This window comes from Rhizobium sp. B230/85 (assembly GCF_019355735.1).
GTDB classification, from domain to species: Bacteria; Pseudomonadota; Alphaproteobacteria; order Rhizobiales; family Rhizobiaceae; genus Rhizobium; species Rhizobium rhododendri.
Genome location: NZ_CP072156.1, coordinates 3,224,039 through 3,242,395 on the forward strand (window position 1 = coordinate 3,224,039; position 18,357 = coordinate 3,242,395).

Below are 18,357 nucleotides of genomic sequence, written 5' to 3' on the forward strand. Positions count from 1 at the left end.
TTTAGGATTTGGAGCAATCGTCGCATCGACCATAGGCAGCGGCGGTGGATGTCCAGCGGAAGAAATGGCTGTGGCAGCCAACGCATTCGATTTTGGTAACGGGACTTTTCTTGGCGGGACGCGCAAGAAATGGCAGGCGATTCTCGGTCTTCCACTGCTCAAGCCTGGTGACGATCATGTCGCCCTCCCGCAAACCGCGTTCTGTCTCGAAACAAGACTGCCCTAGTTTGGAAATTTTGCGAGAGCTGGGACTGTCCAGACACACTAAATTTTTTCAACAGCGTTAACCGATAGTAAAAATGCAATAAATAGCCCGTGAGAAATAACGTTTCTATTGTTGAAATCTGCCGACAAGCACCGCCATACAGCTTTTCACCAGCCGATTTTCAAGCGACTCACATCCCTGCGCCACAGGACGGTATCGCCATTACCTCCGATTCAATTATGACTGGACATATGGGGAAGGCAGCGCTCTTCTGGCGTTTATCCTGTTTCGGAGAACCGACGACATGCACCTGACTGCCAAGCGCTTGACCCTGACCGCCCTGATCCTGACGCTCGACCTGATAGCAGTGATGCCGGCCTTTGCAGCTTCCCCGCAACCGGTGAAGGCAGATCACGGCATGGTGGTCACGGCCCAGCACCTGGCGACGGATCTCGGCGTGGCAGTGTTGAAAAGCGGCGGCAACGCCATCGATGCCGCTGTCGCGGTTGGTTACGCTCTGGCGGTCGTCTATCCGACAGCTGGCAACATCGGCGGAGGCGGCTTCATGACCATCCGCCTGAAGGACGGCAGGACAACCTTCCTCGACTTCCGCGAGCGGGCGCCGCTCGCCGCCACCAAGACGATGTATCTCGATGACAAGGGCAACGTCGTCAAAGGCGCCAGCACCGAGGGCTACCTTGCCGTCGGCGTGCCGGGATCGGTCATGGGCCTCGAGACGGCGCGCGAAAAATACGGCACGAAATCGCGCGAGGAGCTGATGGGGCCGGCAATCCGCTATGCCCAGGAAGGCTTCACGCTCGACCAGGGCGATGTCGTCGAACTCGGCGGCGGCCAGAAGCGCCTGTCGCGCGACCCGGCTGCGGCTGCCATCTATGTCAAGCAAGATGGCAAGTCGTTTGCGGTCGGCGACCAGTTGCGCCAGCCGGACCTCGCCGCCACCTTGTCGCAGATTGCCGAGAACGGCCCGGATGGCTTCTACAAGGGCCGGACGGCAGATGCGATCGTCAAGGCGAGCCAGGACAAGGGCGGCGTCCTCGCCAAGGCAGACTTCGATCAGTACAAGGTCCGCGAACTCGCACCGGTCACCTGCAATTACCGGGGTTACGAGATCGTCTCTTCGCCCCCGCCCTCCTCCGGCGGCGTCATCATCTGCGAAATCCTCAACGTGCTGGAAGGCTATCCGCTGTCCTATCTCGGTTACGGCTCGGCGGAAACAGTACATCTGATGGTCGAGGCCATGCGCCACGCCTATGTCGACCGCAACGCGGCCCTTGGCGACCCCGACTTCGTCGATAACCCGGTCGCAAAGCTGCTCGACAAGGGCTACGCCAAGCAGATCCGCGACAGCATCGATCCCTACCGCGCTGGCGTCTCCAGGGACCTGATGCCGAAGGGTTTTGGCGAGAGCCACGAGACCACCCATTATTCGATTATAGACAATGACGGCAACGCCGTGGCCGTCACCTATACCCTGAACGGCTCGTTTGGCGCCGGCGTCGTTGCGCCCGGTACCGGCGTGCTGCTCAACAACGAGATGGACGATTTCACCTCCAAGCCCGGCGTGCCCAATCTCTATGGCCTAGTGCAGGGCGAGGCCAACGCCATCCAGCCGAAAAAGACGCCGCTGTCGTCGATGAGCCCGACCATCATCGCCAAGGACGGCAAGCCCTTCATGGTCATCGGCAGCCCCGGCGGTGCGCGCATCATCACCATCACGCTCGAGACGATCGTCAACGTCATCGATTTCGGCATGGATATCCGCCAGGCCATCGATGCCCCGCGCATCCATCACCAGTGGCTGCCGGACAAGGTCTTCACCGAGCCCTACGCGCTGTCACCCGACACGATGCGGCTGCTTGCCGCCATGGGCTACAACGTCGCGGTCGACAAGGACTGGCCGATCTGGGGCCAGGCAGCCGGCATCTTGGTCGGCGGCAAGAGCCTTGCCGAAATCGCGGCCGGCGGTGGTGCGCGATACAACGGCGCGATGGACAGCAGGGCCGGTTCCGGCACGGCGAGCGGCTACTAGCGCGGTATCTACCGGCAAAATCCGGCCGTCGCCCGCCAGATCCGGGCAAAACTGTTGCAGGTCTGCAAAATAAGTCTGCCTTTCTAGTTTTGCGGGGTTGATCTGCATAATTGCATATAGCAAAGCTGGAAAACGAGGCGTATACCGGCCCCGTTCAAATGCGGCTCTTGCGCCGTTACCAGATTTGCGGGTCTGCCCCCGGGCTCCCACCGCACCACCGAGAGCGATAACCGACGATGTCGGATCAGACCTATCCGTCCGCCTCCCGGCCGGCGGCACCAAATTTCCGTACGATTGCGCTGATCGTCGCCAGTTCGATGTTCATGGAACAACTCGACGCCACCGTGCTGGCAACGGCCCTGCCGACGATGGCGCGCGACTTCAACGTCAGCCCACCGGCAATGAGCATCGCGCTGACATCCTATCTGCTCAGCCTGGCGATTTTCATTCCCGCCAGCGGCAAGATCGCCGACCGCTTCGGCTCGCGCACCGTGTTTCGCAGCGCCATAGCCGTGTTCGTGTTCGGCTCCATCCTCTGCGCCCAGGCGCCGACATTGTCCTTCCTCGTAGTCGCCCGGCTGATCCAGGGCATCGGCGGCGCCATGATGATGCCGGTCGGCCGTCTCGTGCTGATGCGTAGCGTCGACCGCAAGGATCTGGTCTCGGCCATGTCCTGGCTTCTGGTGCCGGCGCTGATCGGCCCGATCGTCGGACCGCCGGTGGGCGGTATGTTCGTAACCTATCTCGACTGGCGCTGGATCTTCTACATCAACGTGCCCATCGGCATCCTCGGCTTCGTGCTCGTCAGTATCTTCATCGAGGACGTCAAGGGACCGGCAAACGGTCCGTTCGATCTCTCCGGCTTCATACTGTCCGGCATTTCGCTGGGCTCCCTGCTGTTCGGCTTCGAGATGTCGAGCCGATCCGGCGAAGGCTCCATGGCAATCATGCTGATTGCAATAGGCATGCTGTTCGGCATCGCCTATCTCAGACACGCCAGGAAGCACCCCTCGCCGATCATGGATTTCTCGCTGATGCGGGTGCCGAGCTTCGGCGCGTCCGTCATTGCCGGCTCGCTCACCCGCATTACCCAGGGAGCCCAACCGTTTCTCATCCCGCTGATGCTGCAGCTAGGTTTCGGCATGTCGGCAGCCGCTGCCGGCCGGATCGTCATCGCAACTGCCATCGGATCGATGGCCATGAAAGCCCTGCAGTCAAAGGTGCTGAAACGTTTCGGCTTCCGCAACAGCTTGATGGTTTTCGGCGTCATCGGCACGCTCGGCTACGGCACCTGCGCCGCCTTCCGTCCGGATTGGCCGATGCCGCTGATCTTCGTGATCCTGATGCTGTGCGGCTTCTTCATGTCGTTCCAGTTCACGGCCTACAACACCATCGCCTATGACGAGATCGACAGAGACCGGATGAGTGCTGCCACCAGCTTCTACACGACCTTCCAGCAACTGATGCTGTCGCTCGGCATCTGCGTCGCAGCCCTGGCGCTGCACGGCTCGATGTTCATCCAGGATCACCAGCAGGCCGAACTCAACGACTTTTCAGCCGCCTTCATCGTGGTCACGCTGATTTCGCTGAGCGCGACGATCTGGAACTCCCGCTTTTCGAAGACCGCCGGCGCCGAAATGAGCGGCTACAAGAGCAAGCGTCCGTCGCCGATCAGTGAACACTGAGGGCTCGCCGGGCGCATTGATGCCAACCCTCTTTCCGGTCTAGATGAGCTCAGGTCGCAAAGCGGGCAGAGCCCTGGAGCAGAGATGGTCGCCGGTATCCACCACATCACGCTGATTACCCGCAAAGTGCAGGCAAACGTCGATTTCTACGCGGGCTTCCTCGGGCTGCGGCTAGTTAAGCGTACTGGCGGTTTCGAGGATGCGACGCAACTGCACCTGTTTTACGGTGACGCCAGCGGCTCGCCAGGCTCGCTGGTAACCTTCCTCGTCTGGGAAGACGGGTCGCCCGGCCGCGCCGGCTACGGACAGACCGGCGAGATCTCGCTTGCCATTGATCCCCTCAGCATCGGCTTCTGGCTAACCCGATCCCTCACCTTCGGCCTGAAGGTGGAAGGGCCCATGGATGAATTCGGCGAACCGGTGCTGCGGCTGAAGGACCCGGATGGCATGATCGTCAAGCTGGTCGGGAACACCGGATTGCACGCCGGCACGCCATGGGCATCGGACGGCATTCCCGGGGAACACGCCATCCGCCGCCTGCGCGGCGCGACTCTGTTTACCGAGAAGCCCGGGGAGACGCAGTCTTTCCTCGAACGACATTTCGGCTACCGGCCGCAGGCGACCGCCGGCAACATCCGCCGCATGGTCTCGGAGCCCGGCGACATCATTGATGTCCGGGATGCCGCCGGCTTCTGGTCGAGCGCGCCGGGAACAGGCACCGTCAATCACGTCGCCTTCCGCGCCAGCGACGATGCAGAACTGCAGGCCGTTCTCGGCACTCTGCAGGATTCAAATTCGGGCACCGTCAACGTCCACGACCGAAAGTATTTCCGGTCGCTCTACGTCCGCGAGCCCGGCGGTATCCTGTTCGAACTCGCGACCGATACGCCCGGCATGCTGATTGACGAGGAGAGCAGTACACTTGGAACGAAACTGTTCCTCCCGGCCGGCAATGCCGAGCGGGAGCGCGAACTGACGTTGCTGATGCCGCAATTTGCAATGCCCGGCGAGCCGAGGGTGATCTATCGCGACCTGCCCTTCGTCCACCGCTTCTATACGCCCGAAGACGCCGACGGCAGCGTGATCGTGCTGCTGCACGGCTCCGGCGCTAGCGAAACCAGCCTTTTGCCGATGGCCAACAAAATCGCACCACGAGCCACACTGCTCGCCGTCCGCGGACGCGCCGAAGAGGATGGCTTGCCGCGCTGGTTCCTGCGCCTCACGCCCTTCACCTTCGTCCAGAGCGATATCGTCAGCGAGGCCGAAGCCTTCGCCGCCTTCATCGACGGCGCCATCACATCCTATGGCCTCGACCCTCACAGAACCGTCTACCTCGGCTATTCCAATGGCGCCAACCTCCTCAACGCAATGCTGTCGCTGCATCCGCACGTGATCCACCGTGCCGTACTGCTGCGTTCGATGCCGGTCCTCGACCAGCGTCCGCAGGCTGATATGAGTGATGTGGACGTGCTGATGATCTCGGGCGAATTCGACGACTACGGGCGATACGCTGAAACGCTGCGCACCGAACTTGCCACGGCCGGTGCCGACATCGAGCTCCGGATCGTGCCGCATGGGCACGGGTTGACCGATGACGATGTGGGGATCGTGCGGGCTTGGCTCGGTGGGGGTACAGAGTGACTCAGGTCGTTCCAGGCCAGACCCCTCTCTGTCACTTCGTGACATCTCCCCCACAAGGGGGGAGATAAACCGCAAGCTCCCCGGCCGCCTGACAAAAATACGCGCAGGCTTTGATGACGATACGATGCGCGGCTGGCGCTTCAGCTAATCGCCCCCCTTGTGGGGGAGATGTCGGCGACGCCGACAGAGGGGGGCCCTTGCACCGACGTTAAATCCAACCCCTCAGTTCTTCGTCACCGGCTTGGAGCGCATCCGCGATACCGTTTCGCGCTCGGCGCGCTTGCAGCGCATCGGCGGCAGGCCTCGGTCCATGAGGTCCATGTCCTCGATGACCATGTCGCCCATCTTCTTGAAGGCGCTATCCAGGGCGCCGGCACGGTGCGCGGAGCGGATGAAGCCCTTCAAACGGCGCACGGGATGATCCTTGCCCAGCGGCTCTTCCGGATAGACGTCACTGGCAGCGACGATGTGGCCCGAGGCGACGGCTGCCATCAGCGCGTCGAAATCGACGACGTCAGCGCGGCTGAGCAGGATGAAGGCCGCCCCCTTGCGCATGCCGGCAAAGGCCTCGGCGCCGAGAAAGCCCTTATTTTCGCTGGTGACGGACGCGACCACAAAGACGAAATCGCTACTCGCCAACACGTCGTCGAGGCTGGCAGGCTGCACGCCAAAATCCTCGAGAATGGAGCGCGGCATCCAGGGATCGTAGACCTTTATCTTCGCCCTGAAGCCACTGAGGACCCTGTTCAGCGCCTTACCGAGATCGCCGAAGCCGACGATGCCGATATCGGAGCCACTGAGCTGGCGGGCGCCGGCATTGCCATCGCCGCCCCAGAGTTCGTTGCCTTCGCGAAACGCGACGTCCGCATCGACGATACCGCGCGCCAGACTGAGAGCGAAACCGAGACCGATCTCGGCCACGGGCTCTGCAAAAACCTGACCGGTAGTCACAACATGGATGCCACGCTGGAACAGCACATCATAGGGCATGTTGTTCATCAGGTTGCTCTCGACATTGAGAATGCAGCGCAGCTGCGGCATCCGGTCGAGCGTTTCATGCGAAAGCGGCGGCTGGCCGATGATGTAGCGCGCCCGGCCAAGAATATCGTCGCCAAGCCCGGCGATGTTTTCAGGATCGGCCTCGACGATCTCGTAGGTCGCCCTCAGATGCGCAAGCGCCTCGGGCGTGAAGATCAGTTCGAGCGTGCGCGGCTCGGGCGCGCTGATGGCCAGCGGCCGGTCTGTGGTGGGCATATAATCTCCTGTCGTCTGACGCCACTCCCCGGGCGCGTTTCAGTGCAACATGGCGAGTAACGGAAAAAACGCAATGGCCGCGAACGCTCCTCTCGTCCGCGGCCCGCCGCAGGCCGGAAAGCGTTCAGCCGCGGAATGTGTATGTTTCGATCGATTGCGGCTTCATCTCGATCGAGAAGCCCGGCATGCTCGGCGGCATGTAGGCGGCGTCCTTGATCGTGCAGGGATCGAGGAAATGCTCGTGAAGATGATCGACATATTCGATCACGCGGCCATCTTTCGTGCCAGAAACCGCGATGTAGTCGATCATCGACAGGTGCTGCACATATTCGCAGAGACCGACCCCACCGGCGTGCGGCCAGACCGGCAGCTCGTATTTTGCCGCGACCAGCAGCACCGCCAGCACCTCGTTCAACCCGCCCATGCGGCACGAATCGATCTGCACGATATCGATCGCCCCCTCGGCGATGAACTGCTTGAACATGATGCGGTTCTGGCACATCTCCCCAGTCGCCACCTTCACCGGCGCCACGGCTTCGCGGATCTTGCGATGGCCGGCAATATCGTCCGGGCTGGTCGGCTCCTCGATAAAAAACGGTTTGACAAAGGCCAGTTGGTTCACCCAGTCGATGGCCTCGCCGACTTCCCAGACCTGATTGGCATCGATCATCAGATAGCGGTCGGGGCCGATGACCTCGCGGGCAATCGTGAGGCGACGGATATCGTCCTCGAGGTCGCGGCCGACTTTCATCTTGATATGATTGAAACCGGCATCGATCGCTTCCTGGCAAAGACGTCGCAGCTTGTCGTCGCTATAGCCGAGCCAGCCGGCCGACGTCGTGTAGCAGGCATAACCGTCCCGCTCGAGGGTGGCGATGCGCTCCGCCTTGCCGCTTTCGGCTTTTTTCAGAAGCGCCACCGCCTCGTCGCGCGTCAGCACGTCGGTCAGGTAGCGATAATCGACGATATCAGCGATCTGTTCGGCGTCCATCTCGCTGACCAGCCGCCAGACCGGCTTCCCCGCCTGCTTGGCGAGCAAATCCCAGACCGCGTTGACGACGGCGCCGGTTGCCAGATGCATGGCGCCCTTCTCCGGGCCGATCCAGCGAAGCTGGCTGTCGCTGGTCAGGTGCCGCCAGTATTTGCCGGGATTTTCAAGCACGGTCGCAAGGTCCGTGCCGACAACCAGATGCGCCATCGCCTTGATCGCCATGCAGCAGATCTCGTTGCCCCGGCCGATGGTGAATGTCAGGCCATGGCCGGAAAGGCCCGGCTGGTCGGTCTCGAGAATGACGTAGGCCGCCGAATAGTCCGGGTCGGGATTCATCGCATCGGATCCGTCAAGGCTGAGCGAGGTCGGGAAGCGGATGTCGAATACGCGGAGATCGGTGATACGCGTCATGGCGGCTGCTCCTTGGAATCAGCGACTGGGCGCTGGCGCTAACGGGCCGCAAAATCCAGCAGGCGCCCATGCGGATTGTTCTTATGTGAAGAATATTTTCACAGATGGGTCGCGCGTGCAAGATCGCCAAGCGCACAGAGAGGTCGGGAGCGCCCTTTTCACGACACTAAAAAGCCGCCGGTCTTTGCAAACCGGCGGCCTTTCAATCTATCCCGGACCGACCTAGCGGTCGGAAATATCTTCCGCCTGGCGCTCGGCCACTGCGGCAACCGGCACTGCGCTGTCATCGGCCAGAAGCCGCTTGCGCACCAGGACGCTCATTACGCGGGCGGCTGTCGAAAATGTCATCGTGTCGAGCGGGCCTTCGCCTTCCCAGGGTTTTGTGAGACGCTCGGTCACCGCGCCGAGCAGGTTGCTCGGCATGATGTCGGTGCAACCCCGCATCGCCTCGAAGGCAGCACTGATCGGAAAGATCCGGCCTTCAAAGGTGACCAGCGGCTCGGAGCTGTCGGCGCCCCATTCCTCGAAAGCATGGATAGCTTCGCGAAAAAGCTGCTGCAGGGTGATCGGTGCGTGCCCGTCATGGAGGGCTGGCAGTACATTGGTCATGGCTGTCTCCTTCTATGAAGGTCCGAGGACCTCCGGTAAGGCCGGCAACATGGGTAACGAAACGTATTCCCGTTGGCCAACTAACACGACCGAGTCTATAGATTAATCAGGATTAGGAAAGCCCCCAATGGGCAGTTCGTCGATTACGCTTCACTTTCAAGACCTTATTTAGAATATCATGCTGATGAAAGTTGATGCAGCGCACCGGCGGCGCGCCTCCGTGAGGGCAGTTGATGTCACGTCGCCGGGGTGATTTTAATATCATCGACACGATTGGAATAGAAAGCCATGAAGCCCTTTATGGCTGCAACTGCCTCGTGGGGCGTCTCGTAGGTCCATATCGCATTCTCCGAGCGCTCGCCGCCACCGGGTATGCTGTAGTAGGAACAGTCGCCCTTGTAGGGACAATGGGTGCTGTGATCGGTTCTCTGCAACTCCGTCATGTCGACGTCCTCGCGGGGTATGTAGAGCACCGGCGGATATGACGCCTCCCGCAAGCTGAGCGCGCGGCGCGTGTCGGCGATTGTCTTGCCTGCCACCGTAACGACGACATGATCGTTCGTTTGCTCGATCGAGATGGGGTGATCGGGTCCAGGGATCTTGATAGGGTTTTGCGGCATGTGCATTCCTCCACCGTGCCCGGCGCCTTGCCGGGCTATCTTCACGATATAGGGTGGCGCGGCGTCGACGCAATGTACGCCTCGGGCGTACCCTCTTCCCTTGTGGTTACGCGTTAAGGTTTACGGCGGAAGCGGCTGGAAGTAGCAATCGCGCTAGCATAGGGATGCCCGGTAAATAGCTGCAATGATTGCAGTCCACGCCGGGAGGCCCGATCCATGCTCATGACCTCGCGCGAAGCTGCAGATCTCGGTTTTCAGGTAATCCTGGCGATCGGCGCAGTCACCTGGGGCATGGCGGTGGCAGATGTCTCGCTCAGGGGCCGGCAAACGCCAGTGCACATCATAGACATCGGACGTCCCGTCCTCTGGGCAGCTGTGCCCATGCACATCGATCGACTTGATCAGGTGTTTGCCGTCAACGCAGCAACACCGATGGCAGCCCGGCCGGAAAACGGCATCTGTATCGACGCGATCGGGATGAGAATGGCGTGCAACCTCATCGCCCCACGTCCGCGTTCTTCGTAAGCCGTTCAACCCTCGAGCATGGTCCTGAGTTCGGCAGGGTCGCTGATGCCGAACTCGTACCAGTCGATCAGCGAACGTGCGGCCACCTGAGCATCGGCGCTGTGGATGTCGACAGACTTGTCCACGCACCAGGCGTCGAGCACCGCCTGCAGCATGCCGAGATCGCTGGATTGAATGCCTTCCTTGGGCCAGTCTGTCGTTGTCGTCATCTCGCCCTCGCTTTCAATCCCTGAAGCACAGACCTTACCCGCAATCGCCATATTTTCAACAAATTTGCTCAGCCTGCCGGGCTGTTAACTCGGACCCGTGGGAAATTTGCCGCATTCGGGCCAGCCACTAGGCGAGCTGGAACTTTTGCCATGAAATCAGGAACCAACTTTCCACTTGCTAGTTCTTGCAACGGTTGGTCGCGCCACATTTGCGGCAACTCAAGATAAATGCATAAGGCCAGTCATCTGGCAGGAGGTTATTATGGGTCGTGGTATTTTGCTTTGGTTGCTCGGCATTCCGATTCCGCTCATCATCATCATTCTCCTATTCGTTCGATAGGAGGTCGCAGTGACCATTCCAACAACCGGCTACGAGGCGGCTGCGCCAGTCGAATCGTCGGCCTCCGCCGTAAGCTGGGCACCGGTTATCGCCGGTGCTGTAGCCGCTACGGCGATCACCCTGATACTTCTGCTGGTGGGCTCCGGCCTTGGCCTGACGATGGTGTCTCCTTGGGCTAACGCAAGCTCGTCGGCGGCAACTGTCGGCGTCGCTGCCGCTGTATGGCTCATCGTCATCCAGTGGCTTTCGGCTGGCGTCGGTGGGTACCTGACCGGCCGGCTTCGCACGAAATGGACCGGCGTCCATACTTACGAGGTCTTCTTCCGTGACACTGCCCATGGGTTTCTGTCATGGGCACTGGCAATGATCGTCGTCGCCGGCCTGTTGAGCTCGGCTGTCAGCTCCGTCATCGGTGCCGGCGCGCAGGCAACGGCAGTTGTCGCCGGCGGTGCCGCAGCAACGGCTGGTTCCGCTGCTGCCTCGGGTGCTTCCCAGTCTACAAGCACCTTCTCGCCTGCCTACTACACCGATGCACTGCTGCGGCCTTCGCGTCCTCAGGCTGCTCCTGGCAGCGACAGCAACGAGAACGTCACAGCCGAAGTGTCGCGCATCCTGCTGACTGGCGCGGCCGACGGCGGTATTTCGCCTGACGACCGCACCTATCTGCAGCAGGTGGTCGCCTCGCGCGCCGGCCTTTCCGATGCTGACGCCAAGGCCCGCGTCGATACCGTCCTCAAGCGTATCGACGATGCCAAGGTTGCCACACAGCAGGCAGCCGACAAGGCTCGCAAGAGCGCATCGGTCGTCGCTCTTCTTGGAGCCCTGTCCCTGCTTGTCGGCGCCTTCATCGCCGGGGTTGCCGGCGCCGTCGGCGGCCGTCAGCGCGACGAGGACGAAGAACGCATGGCGCTCAACGCCTGAACCAACTTTGCAATTGATCCGGGAGGCGGCCTCAAGCGGGCCGCCTTTTTTATTTGCTCTGCAACCGGTGAGCGTCTTCGGAACAAACTGCGCCTTTTGAGGTTTGACCCCTGTCCCACTGAAAGGTTTCCTATGCAAAACCCATCCCCAACGCCGTCCGGCTTCACGGTGCCGGTCGTCCTCACCATCAATGGCGAAAAGCATGATCTTCAAGTGGCGCCCTGGACGACACTGGTTGATCTCCTCAGGGAAGATCTGCATCTGACCGGAACGAAGAAGGGCTGCGACCACGGCCAATGTGGCGCATGCACGGTGCTAATTGACGGTGTCCGCTTGAATTCGTGCCTCATCCTCGCCGTCACCCGTGACGGCGCTGAAATCACCACCATCGAAGGTGTCGGCGAACGCGACAATCTCCATCCGATGCAGCGCGCCTTCGTCGAAAACGACGCCCTGCAGTGCGGTTACTGCACCCCCGGCCAGATCTGTTCCGCCATCGGCCTCGTCAACGAGGGCAAGGCCAACAACCGGACAGAAATCCGCGAACTCATGAGTGGCAACATCTGTCGGTGCGGAGCGTACACCAACATCGCCGATGCGGTCGAAGACGTGCTATTTGAAGACCACCGGGAGGCAGCCGAATGAACCGGTTCGAATACATCAAGCCAGCCAACGTCAGCGAAGCGGTTGCCGCACTCGCATCGAATGCCGGTGCGCAGGTTATTGCCGGCGGCACCAACATCGTCGATCTGATGAAATACGACGTTGTCGCCCCTTCCGTGCTCGTCGATATCAATGGCCTCCAGCTGAAAGACATCGAAGCGCTGCCCGACGGCGGATACCGGATCGGAGCACTCGCATCCAACAGCGACATCGCCTACCACGAAGGTATCGAGCGGGACTATCCGCTGCTCTCCAGCGCCATTCTCGCCGGCGCTTCCCCGCAGCTCCGCAACGCAGCCACGGCGGGCGGAAACCTGCTGCAGCGGACGCGTTGCTATTATTTCTATGACCCGTCGACGCCGTGCAACAAGCGCGAGCCGGGCAGCGGCTGTTCCGCCATCGGCGGCCTCAACCGTATCCATGCCATTCTCGGCACAAGCGATAGCTGCATCGCAACCCACCCTTCCGACATGTGCGTCGGGCTGGCGGCGCTCGATGCCATTGTCGAGGTCACAGGCCCGGACGGTGAACGCACCATCGAATTCGCCGACTTCCACCGCCTTCCCGGCGATATGCCAGAAAAGGATAACACGCTGATGCACGGCGAAATCGTCACCGGCATCCGGATCGATGGCAAGCCGAGCACCACGCATCACACATACCTGAAACTGCGCGACCGTCTTTCCTACGCCTTCGCGCTGGTATCCGTGGCCGTATCGCTGGACATGGACGCGGGTGTCGTATCCGGCGCCCGTATCGCGCTCGGTGGCGTTGCCCACAAGCCATGGCGTGACAGGGAAGCCGAGGCCGCGCTCATCGGGCGCCAACCTTCGGAGGCCGATTTCCGCGCCTTCGCCGCTACGCTGCTTGCCCCCGCAAAGGGCCAGGGCAGCAATGATTTCAAAATACCGCTGGCAGAGAAGGCCATCGTGCGTGCCCTGAGGCAGGCCGTTGCCGGAACCCCGCAGGTCCAGTCCGTAAAGGCGATCGCATGAAAGAGAGCCCCTTGAGCACTAATACACGCCATATCGGCCATCCCGTCCCGCGCGTCGACGCAGGGCTGAAAGTCACCGGCCAGGCGACGTATTCCGCGGAATATTCCGAACCTGGCCTGCTGCACGGCGCCGTCGTGCTGAGCACCATAGCTGTCGGCAAGATCGTCAGCATCGACACCACGGCCGCGAAGGCCTTTCCCGGTGTCGTGGAGGTCTTCACGCACGAAAACCGGATGGACGTCGCCACGTCGGACAAGAAGTGGCAAGACGATACCGCAGCCCCGGGCCATCCCTTCCGACCGCTCGATTCCGACAAGATCCTCTTCGACGGCCAGCCCGTCGCTTTCGTCGTCGCCGATCGATTCGAGACCGCCCGCGATGCGGCGGCGCTGGTGAAGGTACAATACGAGGCAGCCGAGGCGCATACCGACATCGAGGCGGAGCGCGGCAACAGCTACGTGCCGCCTACCAAGAGAAACGGCATAGCACCTCCCCCGAAGCCGCGCGGCAAGGCAGAAGAAGCCTATGCATCGGCGCCCTTCAAGGTATCGGCGGATTACGCGCTGGAAGGCGAACACCACAACCCAATGGAAATGTTTGCCACCACCGTTCTGTGGGAAAGTGACAAGCAGCTGACCATCTACGACAAGACACAGGGATCGCAGAACTCCCAAAAGTTCGTCTGCAATGTCTTCGGGCTGGAGCAGGACGACGTGCGGGTCATCAACGCCTATGTCGGTGGCGCCTTCGGTGCTGGCCTCCGCCCGCGCCACCAGCTTTTCCTCGCTGTCATGGCAAGCCTGCAGCTGAAGCGTTCGGTGCGCCTGGAACTGACGCGTCGCGAAATGTTCTATCTCAGTTTCCGCCCTCTGATGTTGCAGACAGTGTCGCTTGGCGCCGATGCCAACGGCCAGCTGCAATCCGTCATGCACGACGTGGTTTCCGGCACGTCGCAGTTCGAGGACTACCAGGAAGTCGTCGTCAACTGGTCGGGGCTGGCTTACCGCTGCGAAAACGTCAAGCTGGGCTACGAACTCACCAAGCTCGACACGATGACACCGGGCGACATGCGCGCGCCGGGCGCTGCATCAGGCCTTTTCGCGCTGGAATCCGCGATGGACGAACTCGCCTACGAGATCGACATCGATCCGCTCGAACTCAGGATCCGCAACTTCATCCATTTCGACCAGAACGATGACAAGCAGCTGACCAGCAAGGCGCTGCATGCCTGCTACCGGCAGGGTGCGGAACGCTTCGGCTGGTCCCGTCGTCAGATGCAGCCAGGCTCGATGCGCGACGGCAACGAACTGGTTGGCTGGGGCATGGCCACAGGCTTCTGGGACGCGATGCTCAGCCCCGCCGAGGCCAAGGTTCGCTACACCGGCAATGGCCAGATCGTCGTGGAAGCGGCAGCCAGCGATATCGGCACCGGCACCTACACGATCCTGACGCAGATCGCCGCCGAAGCCTTCGACGTTGCCATGGACCAGGTCGTCGTTCAGATCGGCGATTCCACCCTGCCGACGACCACGGTCGAGGGTGGTTCGTGGACAGCCGCCTCCACGGGTTCAGCCGTACAGGCCGGCTGTCAGGCTGTCATCCAGCAGATCCTGACGCTGGCACAGAAGACCAAGGGATCGCCACTCGACGACGCCAAGATAGGCGATGTCGTCATCCGCGAGTGCCGCCTGGTGCTGAAGACGGACGAAACCAAGGGAGCGGCCATCGCCGATCTCCTTGCCGCCGAGGGGCTGTCGTCTCTCGAGGGCGACGGCTCGGTGGCACCGGACAAGATGCAGATGATGAAGTTCATCAGCTACACCCATTCCGCAGTGTTTGCGGAGGTGCGTGTCGATGCGGAACTGGGTGTCGTTCGTGTCACTCGCATCGTCAGTGCGATCGCTGCCGGCAAGATCCTCAACCCGAAAACGGCACGCAGCCAGATTCTCGGCGGCGTCGTCATGGGGATTGGGATGACATTGCATGAAGAAGGCATGTGGGACCACCGTAGCGGCCGGATCATGAACCACAACCTTGCCGAATATCACGTGCCGGCCCATGCCGACATCGACGATATCGATGTGATCTTTGTCGAGGAATTCGACGACAAGGCAAGCCCCATCGGCATCAAGGGCCTCGGCGAAATCGGTCTCGTCGGCGTCAGCGCGGCGATTGCCAACGCGATCTTCCACGCCACGGGCAAGCGCCAGCGAAACCTGCCCGTGACCATCGACAAGATCATCGACCAAACGATGCCAGCCTGAGGACGACCCCATGACAAAGACCCCACCGCACAATCCGCAAGCCTACCGCGACGATCTGGAAACCGTCGAAAAGGACGAACCGGAGACCGCCCGCGCACTGGCGGAGACCATGCTGTCGATCTCGCACAAGACTTACCGCGACGGGGGCCATGCCATCCGCAGCGTCCATGCCAAGAGCCATGGTCTGCTGGAAGGCGAGTTCCGGGTCATGGACGGCCTGCCGCCCGAACTGGCGCAGGGCCTGTTTGCAAAGCCTGCCAGCTACAAGGCTTTCGTGCGGCTATCGACGACGCCCGGAGACATTCTCCATGACAGCGTCTCGACACCGCGCGGTCTGGCGTTGAAAATCGTCGATGTCGAAGGCCCGAGGCTTGACCCGGAAGACGACAGCGCATCCCAGGATTTCCTGATGGTCAACGGCAAGCAGTTCAACGCGTCGAGTGCCAAGGCCTTTCTCCTCAACCTCAAGGCACTGGCGGCAACCACCGACCATGCCGACGGCCTAAAGGAAGTTGCCTCGAAGGTGCTGCGTGGCATCGAAAGCGTTATCGAGGCTGTAGGAGCAAAAAGCGCCTCGATCATCTCGCTTGGCGGCCACCCCGAGACCAATATCCTCGGCGAAAGTTTCTTTGCACAGCTTCCCCTTCGCTACGGCGATTATGTCGCCAAGTTCGCGCTCGTTCCACAATCCGAAGAGCTGAAAGCGTTGACCGGCCAGGAGCTGGACCTCAACCACAATCCAGACGGGCTGCGCGAGGCCGTGTCCGACTATTTCCGCAGCAACAAGGCGGTTTGGGAGTTCCAGGTGCAGCTCTGTTCGAGTGCGGAAGAGATGTCAATCGAGGATGCCGCTGCTGTCTGGGACGAGGAAAAAAGCCCGTTCATCACGGTCGCCACCCTGACGGTCGAGCCGCAGCCATCCTGGACAACGGAGCGCGACCGCGAGATCAACGACGGCATGTCCTTCCGCCCCTGGAACGGCCTTGCCGCTCACCGTCCGCTTGGCAGCATCATGCGGATGCGCAAGCTTGCCTACGCCCGCTCCGCAGCCTTCCGCTCGGAACGCAACCAGACCCCGGTCGAAGAGCCTACCGAGAAGGCCCTGACCGCCTAGCTAAGATCAGCCTTGCGGCGGCCGCTTTCAGCATCCCTAATTTCAACACTGTCTTCGGCTGATTCCCAGCCGAAGACGCTCCGGCCGCCCCACTCCGCCGAGCGGCGGAATTCGCCGGCGACGATCTCCTTCAGATCGGGGCCGGTAACGTAGCGCTCCAGCTGGCGTGTCTGGTCGTCGAGCCGTTTCAGCGCCTGCATCTCCTCGTCACGACCGAGGCGCCCTTTGCGCACCGCCGATTTCATCACGTTGATCGTCTCGTCATAGACCTTTAGCGGCACCGGAAACGGATGCCTATCCTTGCCGCCATGGGCGAGCGAGAAACGCGCCGGGTCGGAAAACCGGCAGGGCGCGCCGTGCACCACTTCCGCCACCATGGCCAGCGCCCGCACCGTGCGCGCGCCGACACCGGGCACCAGCAGCAATTGCGAAAAGTCCTTCGGACCACGATCGGCCGCAGCAGCTATCGCGCCATGCAGCCGTCGCATGTTGACATCCTCCTGCCGAACATCGTGATGGGCGGGCATTATCAGATGCGGCAGCGTCATTTGATCGGATAGTTTGCGCGGTTTTCCGGCAGCCTCGAGATCGATGACTTCGCGCAGGATGCGGTCGGGACCGAGGGAGGCCAGCAGATCCAGCTGGCCGGAGCGCGATTGGTCCGCTCGCCGGTCTGCAAGATTGACGATCTCGCCGAGGCTATGACCTTCGATAGCGGCGTGCGGCGAATCGAGGAAGCTTTCGAGCCCGGCCGATTGCCAATGGTAGCGCCGCGCCTGCCTCGCCTCGCCGTTCATGCCCTGCTGCACCACCACCCACTTGCCGTCGTCGGTGACGATGAAGCCGTGCAGATAGAGATCGAAGCCGTCCTGCAGCGCTGCACTGTCCACCTTGGCGACGAGCCGGCTGGTCGTCGCCAGTGCTGCGCCATCGATGCCGACACGCCGCCCAATGGCCATCAGCTCGTCCGGCGTCTTGCGCGATTGCGCGCCTCGACCGCCGCAGACATGGATGCCCAGTTCACCGGCCATCGGCGCCAGCCCGCGCTTCAGCGCTCCGATGACGCTCGTGGTGATACCGGACGAATGCCAGTCCATCCCCATCACCGAGCCAAAGGATTGAAACCAGAAGGGATGAGCAAGTCGGCTGAGAAACTCGTCGCGACCGTAATGCTGGACGATGGCCTCGGTGATCAGCGCACCCAGCCGTGTCATGCGCTGCCCCAGCCACGGCGGCACACGACCACCATGCAGCGGCAGATCCGCGCTTCCCGCCCTTTTCGTCACGAACCCATTCCTCTCAGCCGATTACCCCCAAATCACAGGCGACGATGGTTGTCAGCCATCCCAAGCCGTCGCACCGATAAAGATCGCCGCCATCGCTTCGATGCCGGCCTGATCGACACGGTCGAAACGGCCCGGCAGCGGGCTGTCGAGATCGAGCACCCCGAACACCTGGCCATCGCGGATCAACGGCACGACCAGCTCCGAGCGCGAAGCGGCATCGCAGGCGATATGGCCGGGAAAGGCATGGACATCCTCGACCAGCATGGTCTGCGCCTTCTCCACCGCCGTCCCGCACACACCACGGCCCACGGCGATCCGCACGCAGGCAGGCTTGCCCTGAAAAGGCCCGAGCAGCAATTCGTCCTCCGACTGGAGAAAATAGAAGCCGGCCCAATTGATATCGGGCAGCATCTGGAAGATCAGCGCCGAGGTATTGGCAGCATTGGCAATCGCATCCGTCTCGCCGGCAAGCAGGCCGCCCAGCTGCGCCTGCAGCGCATGGTAGAACTCCGCCTTGTCGGCATGTACAATCATGGTTTCCTGGAACATCGCCTATCCCCCGTATTTCTGTCCT

The 18,357-nt window shown here is 61.6% G+C and carries 16 protein-coding genes; 9 read left to right on the top strand and 7 right to left on the bottom strand.

The window, feature by feature from the left end:
* Nucleotides 1–509: 509 nt before the first annotated feature.
* The 3 genes from ggt (at nt 510) to J5289_RS15555 (ending at nt 5,581) form a co-directional block, all read left to right on the top strand.
* Nucleotides 510–2,255 (top strand): gamma-glutamyltransferase, encoded by a 1,746-nt coding sequence (gene ggt / locus J5289_RS15545; protein WP_209184537.1) that lies wholly within the window; start codon nt 510–512, stop codon nt 2,253–2,255.
* A gap of 236 nt (nt 2,256–2,491) precedes the next feature.
* Complete coding sequence (locus tag J5289_RS15550) at nt 2,492–3,940, top strand: MFS transporter (RefSeq protein ID WP_209184538.1); 1,449 nt, start codon at nt 2,492–2,494, stop codon at nt 3,938–3,940.
* Between the two features lie 84 nt (nt 3,941–4,024).
* Entirely contained in the window at nt 4,025–5,581 is a 1,557-nt protein-coding gene (locus J5289_RS15555; protein WP_209184539.1) for a VOC family protein, read from the top strand.
* 222 nt (nt 5,582–5,803) lie between these two features.
* Here J5289_RS15555 and J5289_RS15560 read toward each other — a convergent pair whose 3' ends face one another.
* From J5289_RS15560 to J5289_RS15575, 4 genes are all read right to left on the bottom strand, one after another.
* Complete coding sequence (locus J5289_RS15560) at nt 5,804–6,835, bottom strand: hydroxyacid dehydrogenase (protein ID WP_209184540.1); 1,032 nt, start codon at nt 6,833–6,835, stop codon at nt 5,804–5,806.
* Between the two features lie 124 nt (nt 6,836–6,959).
* Nucleotides 6,960–8,237 (bottom strand): L-fuconate dehydratase, encoded by a 1,278-nt coding sequence (locus tag J5289_RS15565; RefSeq protein WP_209184541.1) that lies wholly within the window; start codon nt 8,235–8,237, stop codon nt 6,960–6,962.
* A 222-nt stretch (nt 8,238–8,459) separates the two neighbouring features.
* A complete protein-coding gene (locus tag J5289_RS15570; RefSeq protein ID WP_142830739.1) occupies nt 8,460–8,846 on the bottom strand; it encodes a hypothetical protein in 387 nt (128 codons plus the stop codon).
* 236 nt (nt 8,847–9,082) lie between these two features.
* Entirely contained in the window at nt 9,083–9,466 is a 384-nt protein-coding gene (locus J5289_RS15575) for a DUF427 domain-containing protein (protein WP_209184542.1), read from the bottom strand.
* A 216-nt stretch (nt 9,467–9,682) separates the two neighbouring features.
* Here J5289_RS15575 and J5289_RS15580 point away from each other — a divergent pair, with 216 nt between their 5' ends.
* Entirely contained in the window at nt 9,683–9,991 is a 309-nt protein-coding gene (locus tag J5289_RS15580; protein WP_209206477.1) for a hypothetical protein, read from the top strand.
* A 5-nt stretch (nt 9,992–9,996) separates the two neighbouring features.
* Here the strand turns inward: J5289_RS15580 and J5289_RS15585 are convergent, their stop codons facing one another.
* Complete coding sequence (locus J5289_RS15585) at nt 9,997–10,200, bottom strand: hypothetical protein (protein ID WP_209184543.1); 204 nt, start codon at nt 10,198–10,200, stop codon at nt 9,997–9,999.
* Nucleotides 10,201–10,549: 349 nt separating this feature from the next.
* Between J5289_RS15585 and J5289_RS15590 the strand changes: the two genes are divergently transcribed.
* The 5 genes from J5289_RS15590 to J5289_RS15610 all read left to right on the top strand — a co-directional run bounded on the left by J5289_RS15590 (nt 10,550) and on the right by J5289_RS15610 (nt 16,497).
* Nucleotides 10,550–11,461, top strand: a complete 912-nt coding sequence (locus tag J5289_RS15590) for a hypothetical protein (protein ID WP_209206476.1) — start codon at nt 10,550–10,552, stop codon at nt 11,459–11,461.
* A 132-nt stretch (nt 11,462–11,593) separates the two neighbouring features.
* A complete protein-coding gene (locus J5289_RS15595) occupies nt 11,594–12,106 on the top strand; it encodes a (2Fe-2S)-binding protein (RefSeq protein WP_209184545.1) in 513 nt (170 codons plus the stop codon).
* Entirely contained in the window at nt 12,103–13,119 is a 1,017-nt protein-coding gene (locus J5289_RS15600) for a xanthine dehydrogenase family protein subunit M (RefSeq protein ID WP_209184546.1), read from the top strand. Before J5289_RS15595 ends, J5289_RS15600 begins: the two co-directional genes overlap by 4 nt.
* Nucleotides 13,116–15,383: a xanthine dehydrogenase family protein molybdopterin-binding subunit gene (locus J5289_RS15605; protein WP_209184547.1), complete on the top strand. Its 2,268-nt coding sequence runs from the start codon at nt 13,116–13,118 to the stop codon at nt 15,381–15,383. The genes J5289_RS15600 and J5289_RS15605 overlap by 4 nt, the downstream gene beginning before the upstream one ends.
* Before the next feature lie 10 nt (nt 15,384–15,393).
* Nucleotides 15,394–16,497: a catalase family protein gene (locus tag J5289_RS15610; protein WP_209184548.1), complete on the top strand. Its 1,104-nt coding sequence runs from the start codon at nt 15,394–15,396 to the stop codon at nt 16,495–16,497.
* Here the strand turns inward: J5289_RS15610 and J5289_RS15615 are convergent.
* Entirely contained in the window at nt 16,494–17,783 is a 1,290-nt protein-coding gene (locus J5289_RS15615; RefSeq protein WP_143123190.1) for a DUF763 domain-containing protein, read from the bottom strand. The two genes, J5289_RS15610 and J5289_RS15615, sit on opposite strands and share 4 nt — an antisense overlap.
* A 51-nt stretch (nt 17,784–17,834) precedes the next feature.
* Nucleotides 17,835–18,332 (bottom strand): GAF domain-containing protein, encoded by a 498-nt coding sequence (locus J5289_RS15620; RefSeq protein ID WP_111222424.1) that lies wholly within the window; start codon nt 18,330–18,332, stop codon nt 17,835–17,837.
* Between the last annotated feature and the right edge of the window lie 25 nt (nt 18,333–18,357).

Bases quoted from the DNA above. Each gene is read 5' to 3' on its own strand.
- J5289_RS15570 (WP_142830739.1), bottom strand. From the start codon at position 8,846: ATGACCAATGTACTGCCAGCCCTCCATGACGGGCACGCACCGATCACC.
- J5289_RS15605 (WP_209184547.1), top strand. From the start codon at position 13,116: ATGAAAGAGAGCCCCTTGAGCACTAATACACGCCATATCGGCCATCCC.
- J5289_RS15620 (WP_111222424.1), bottom strand. From the start codon at position 18,332: ATGTTCCAGGAAACCATGATTGTACATGCCGACAAGGCGGAGTTCTAC.
- J5289_RS15595 (WP_209184545.1), top strand. From the start codon at position 11,594: ATGCAAAACCCATCCCCAACGCCGTCCGGCTTCACGGTGCCGGTCGTC.
- J5289_RS15555 (WP_209184539.1), top strand. From the start codon at position 4,025: ATGGTCGCCGGTATCCACCACATCACGCTGATTACCCGCAAAGTGCAG.
- J5289_RS15585 (WP_209184543.1), bottom strand. From the start codon at position 10,200: ATGACGACAACGACAGACTGGCCCAAGGAAGGCATTCAATCCAGCGAT.
- J5289_RS15580 (WP_209206477.1), top strand. From the start codon at position 9,683: ATGCTCATGACCTCGCGCGAAGCTGCAGATCTCGGTTTTCAGGTAATC.
- J5289_RS15560 (WP_209184540.1), bottom strand. From the start codon at position 6,835: ATGCCCACCACAGACCGGCCGCTGGCCATCAGCGCGCCCGAGCCGCGC.
- J5289_RS15550 (WP_209184538.1), top strand. From the start codon at position 2,492: ATGTCGGATCAGACCTATCCGTCCGCCTCCCGGCCGGCGGCACCAAAT.
- J5289_RS15565 (WP_209184541.1), bottom strand. From the start codon at position 8,237: ATGACGCGTATCACCGATCTCCGCGTATTCGACATCCGCTTCCCGACC.
- J5289_RS15600 (WP_209184546.1), top strand. From the start codon at position 12,103: ATGAACCGGTTCGAATACATCAAGCCAGCCAACGTCAGCGAAGCGGTT.
- J5289_RS15575 (WP_209184542.1), bottom strand. From the start codon at position 9,466: ATGCCGCAAAACCCTATCAAGATCCCTGGACCCGATCACCCCATCTCG.
- J5289_RS15610 (WP_209184548.1), top strand. From the start codon at position 15,394: ATGACAAAGACCCCACCGCACAATCCGCAAGCCTACCGCGACGATCTG.
- ggt (WP_209184537.1), top strand. From the start codon at position 510: ATGCACCTGACTGCCAAGCGCTTGACCCTGACCGCCCTGATCCTGACG.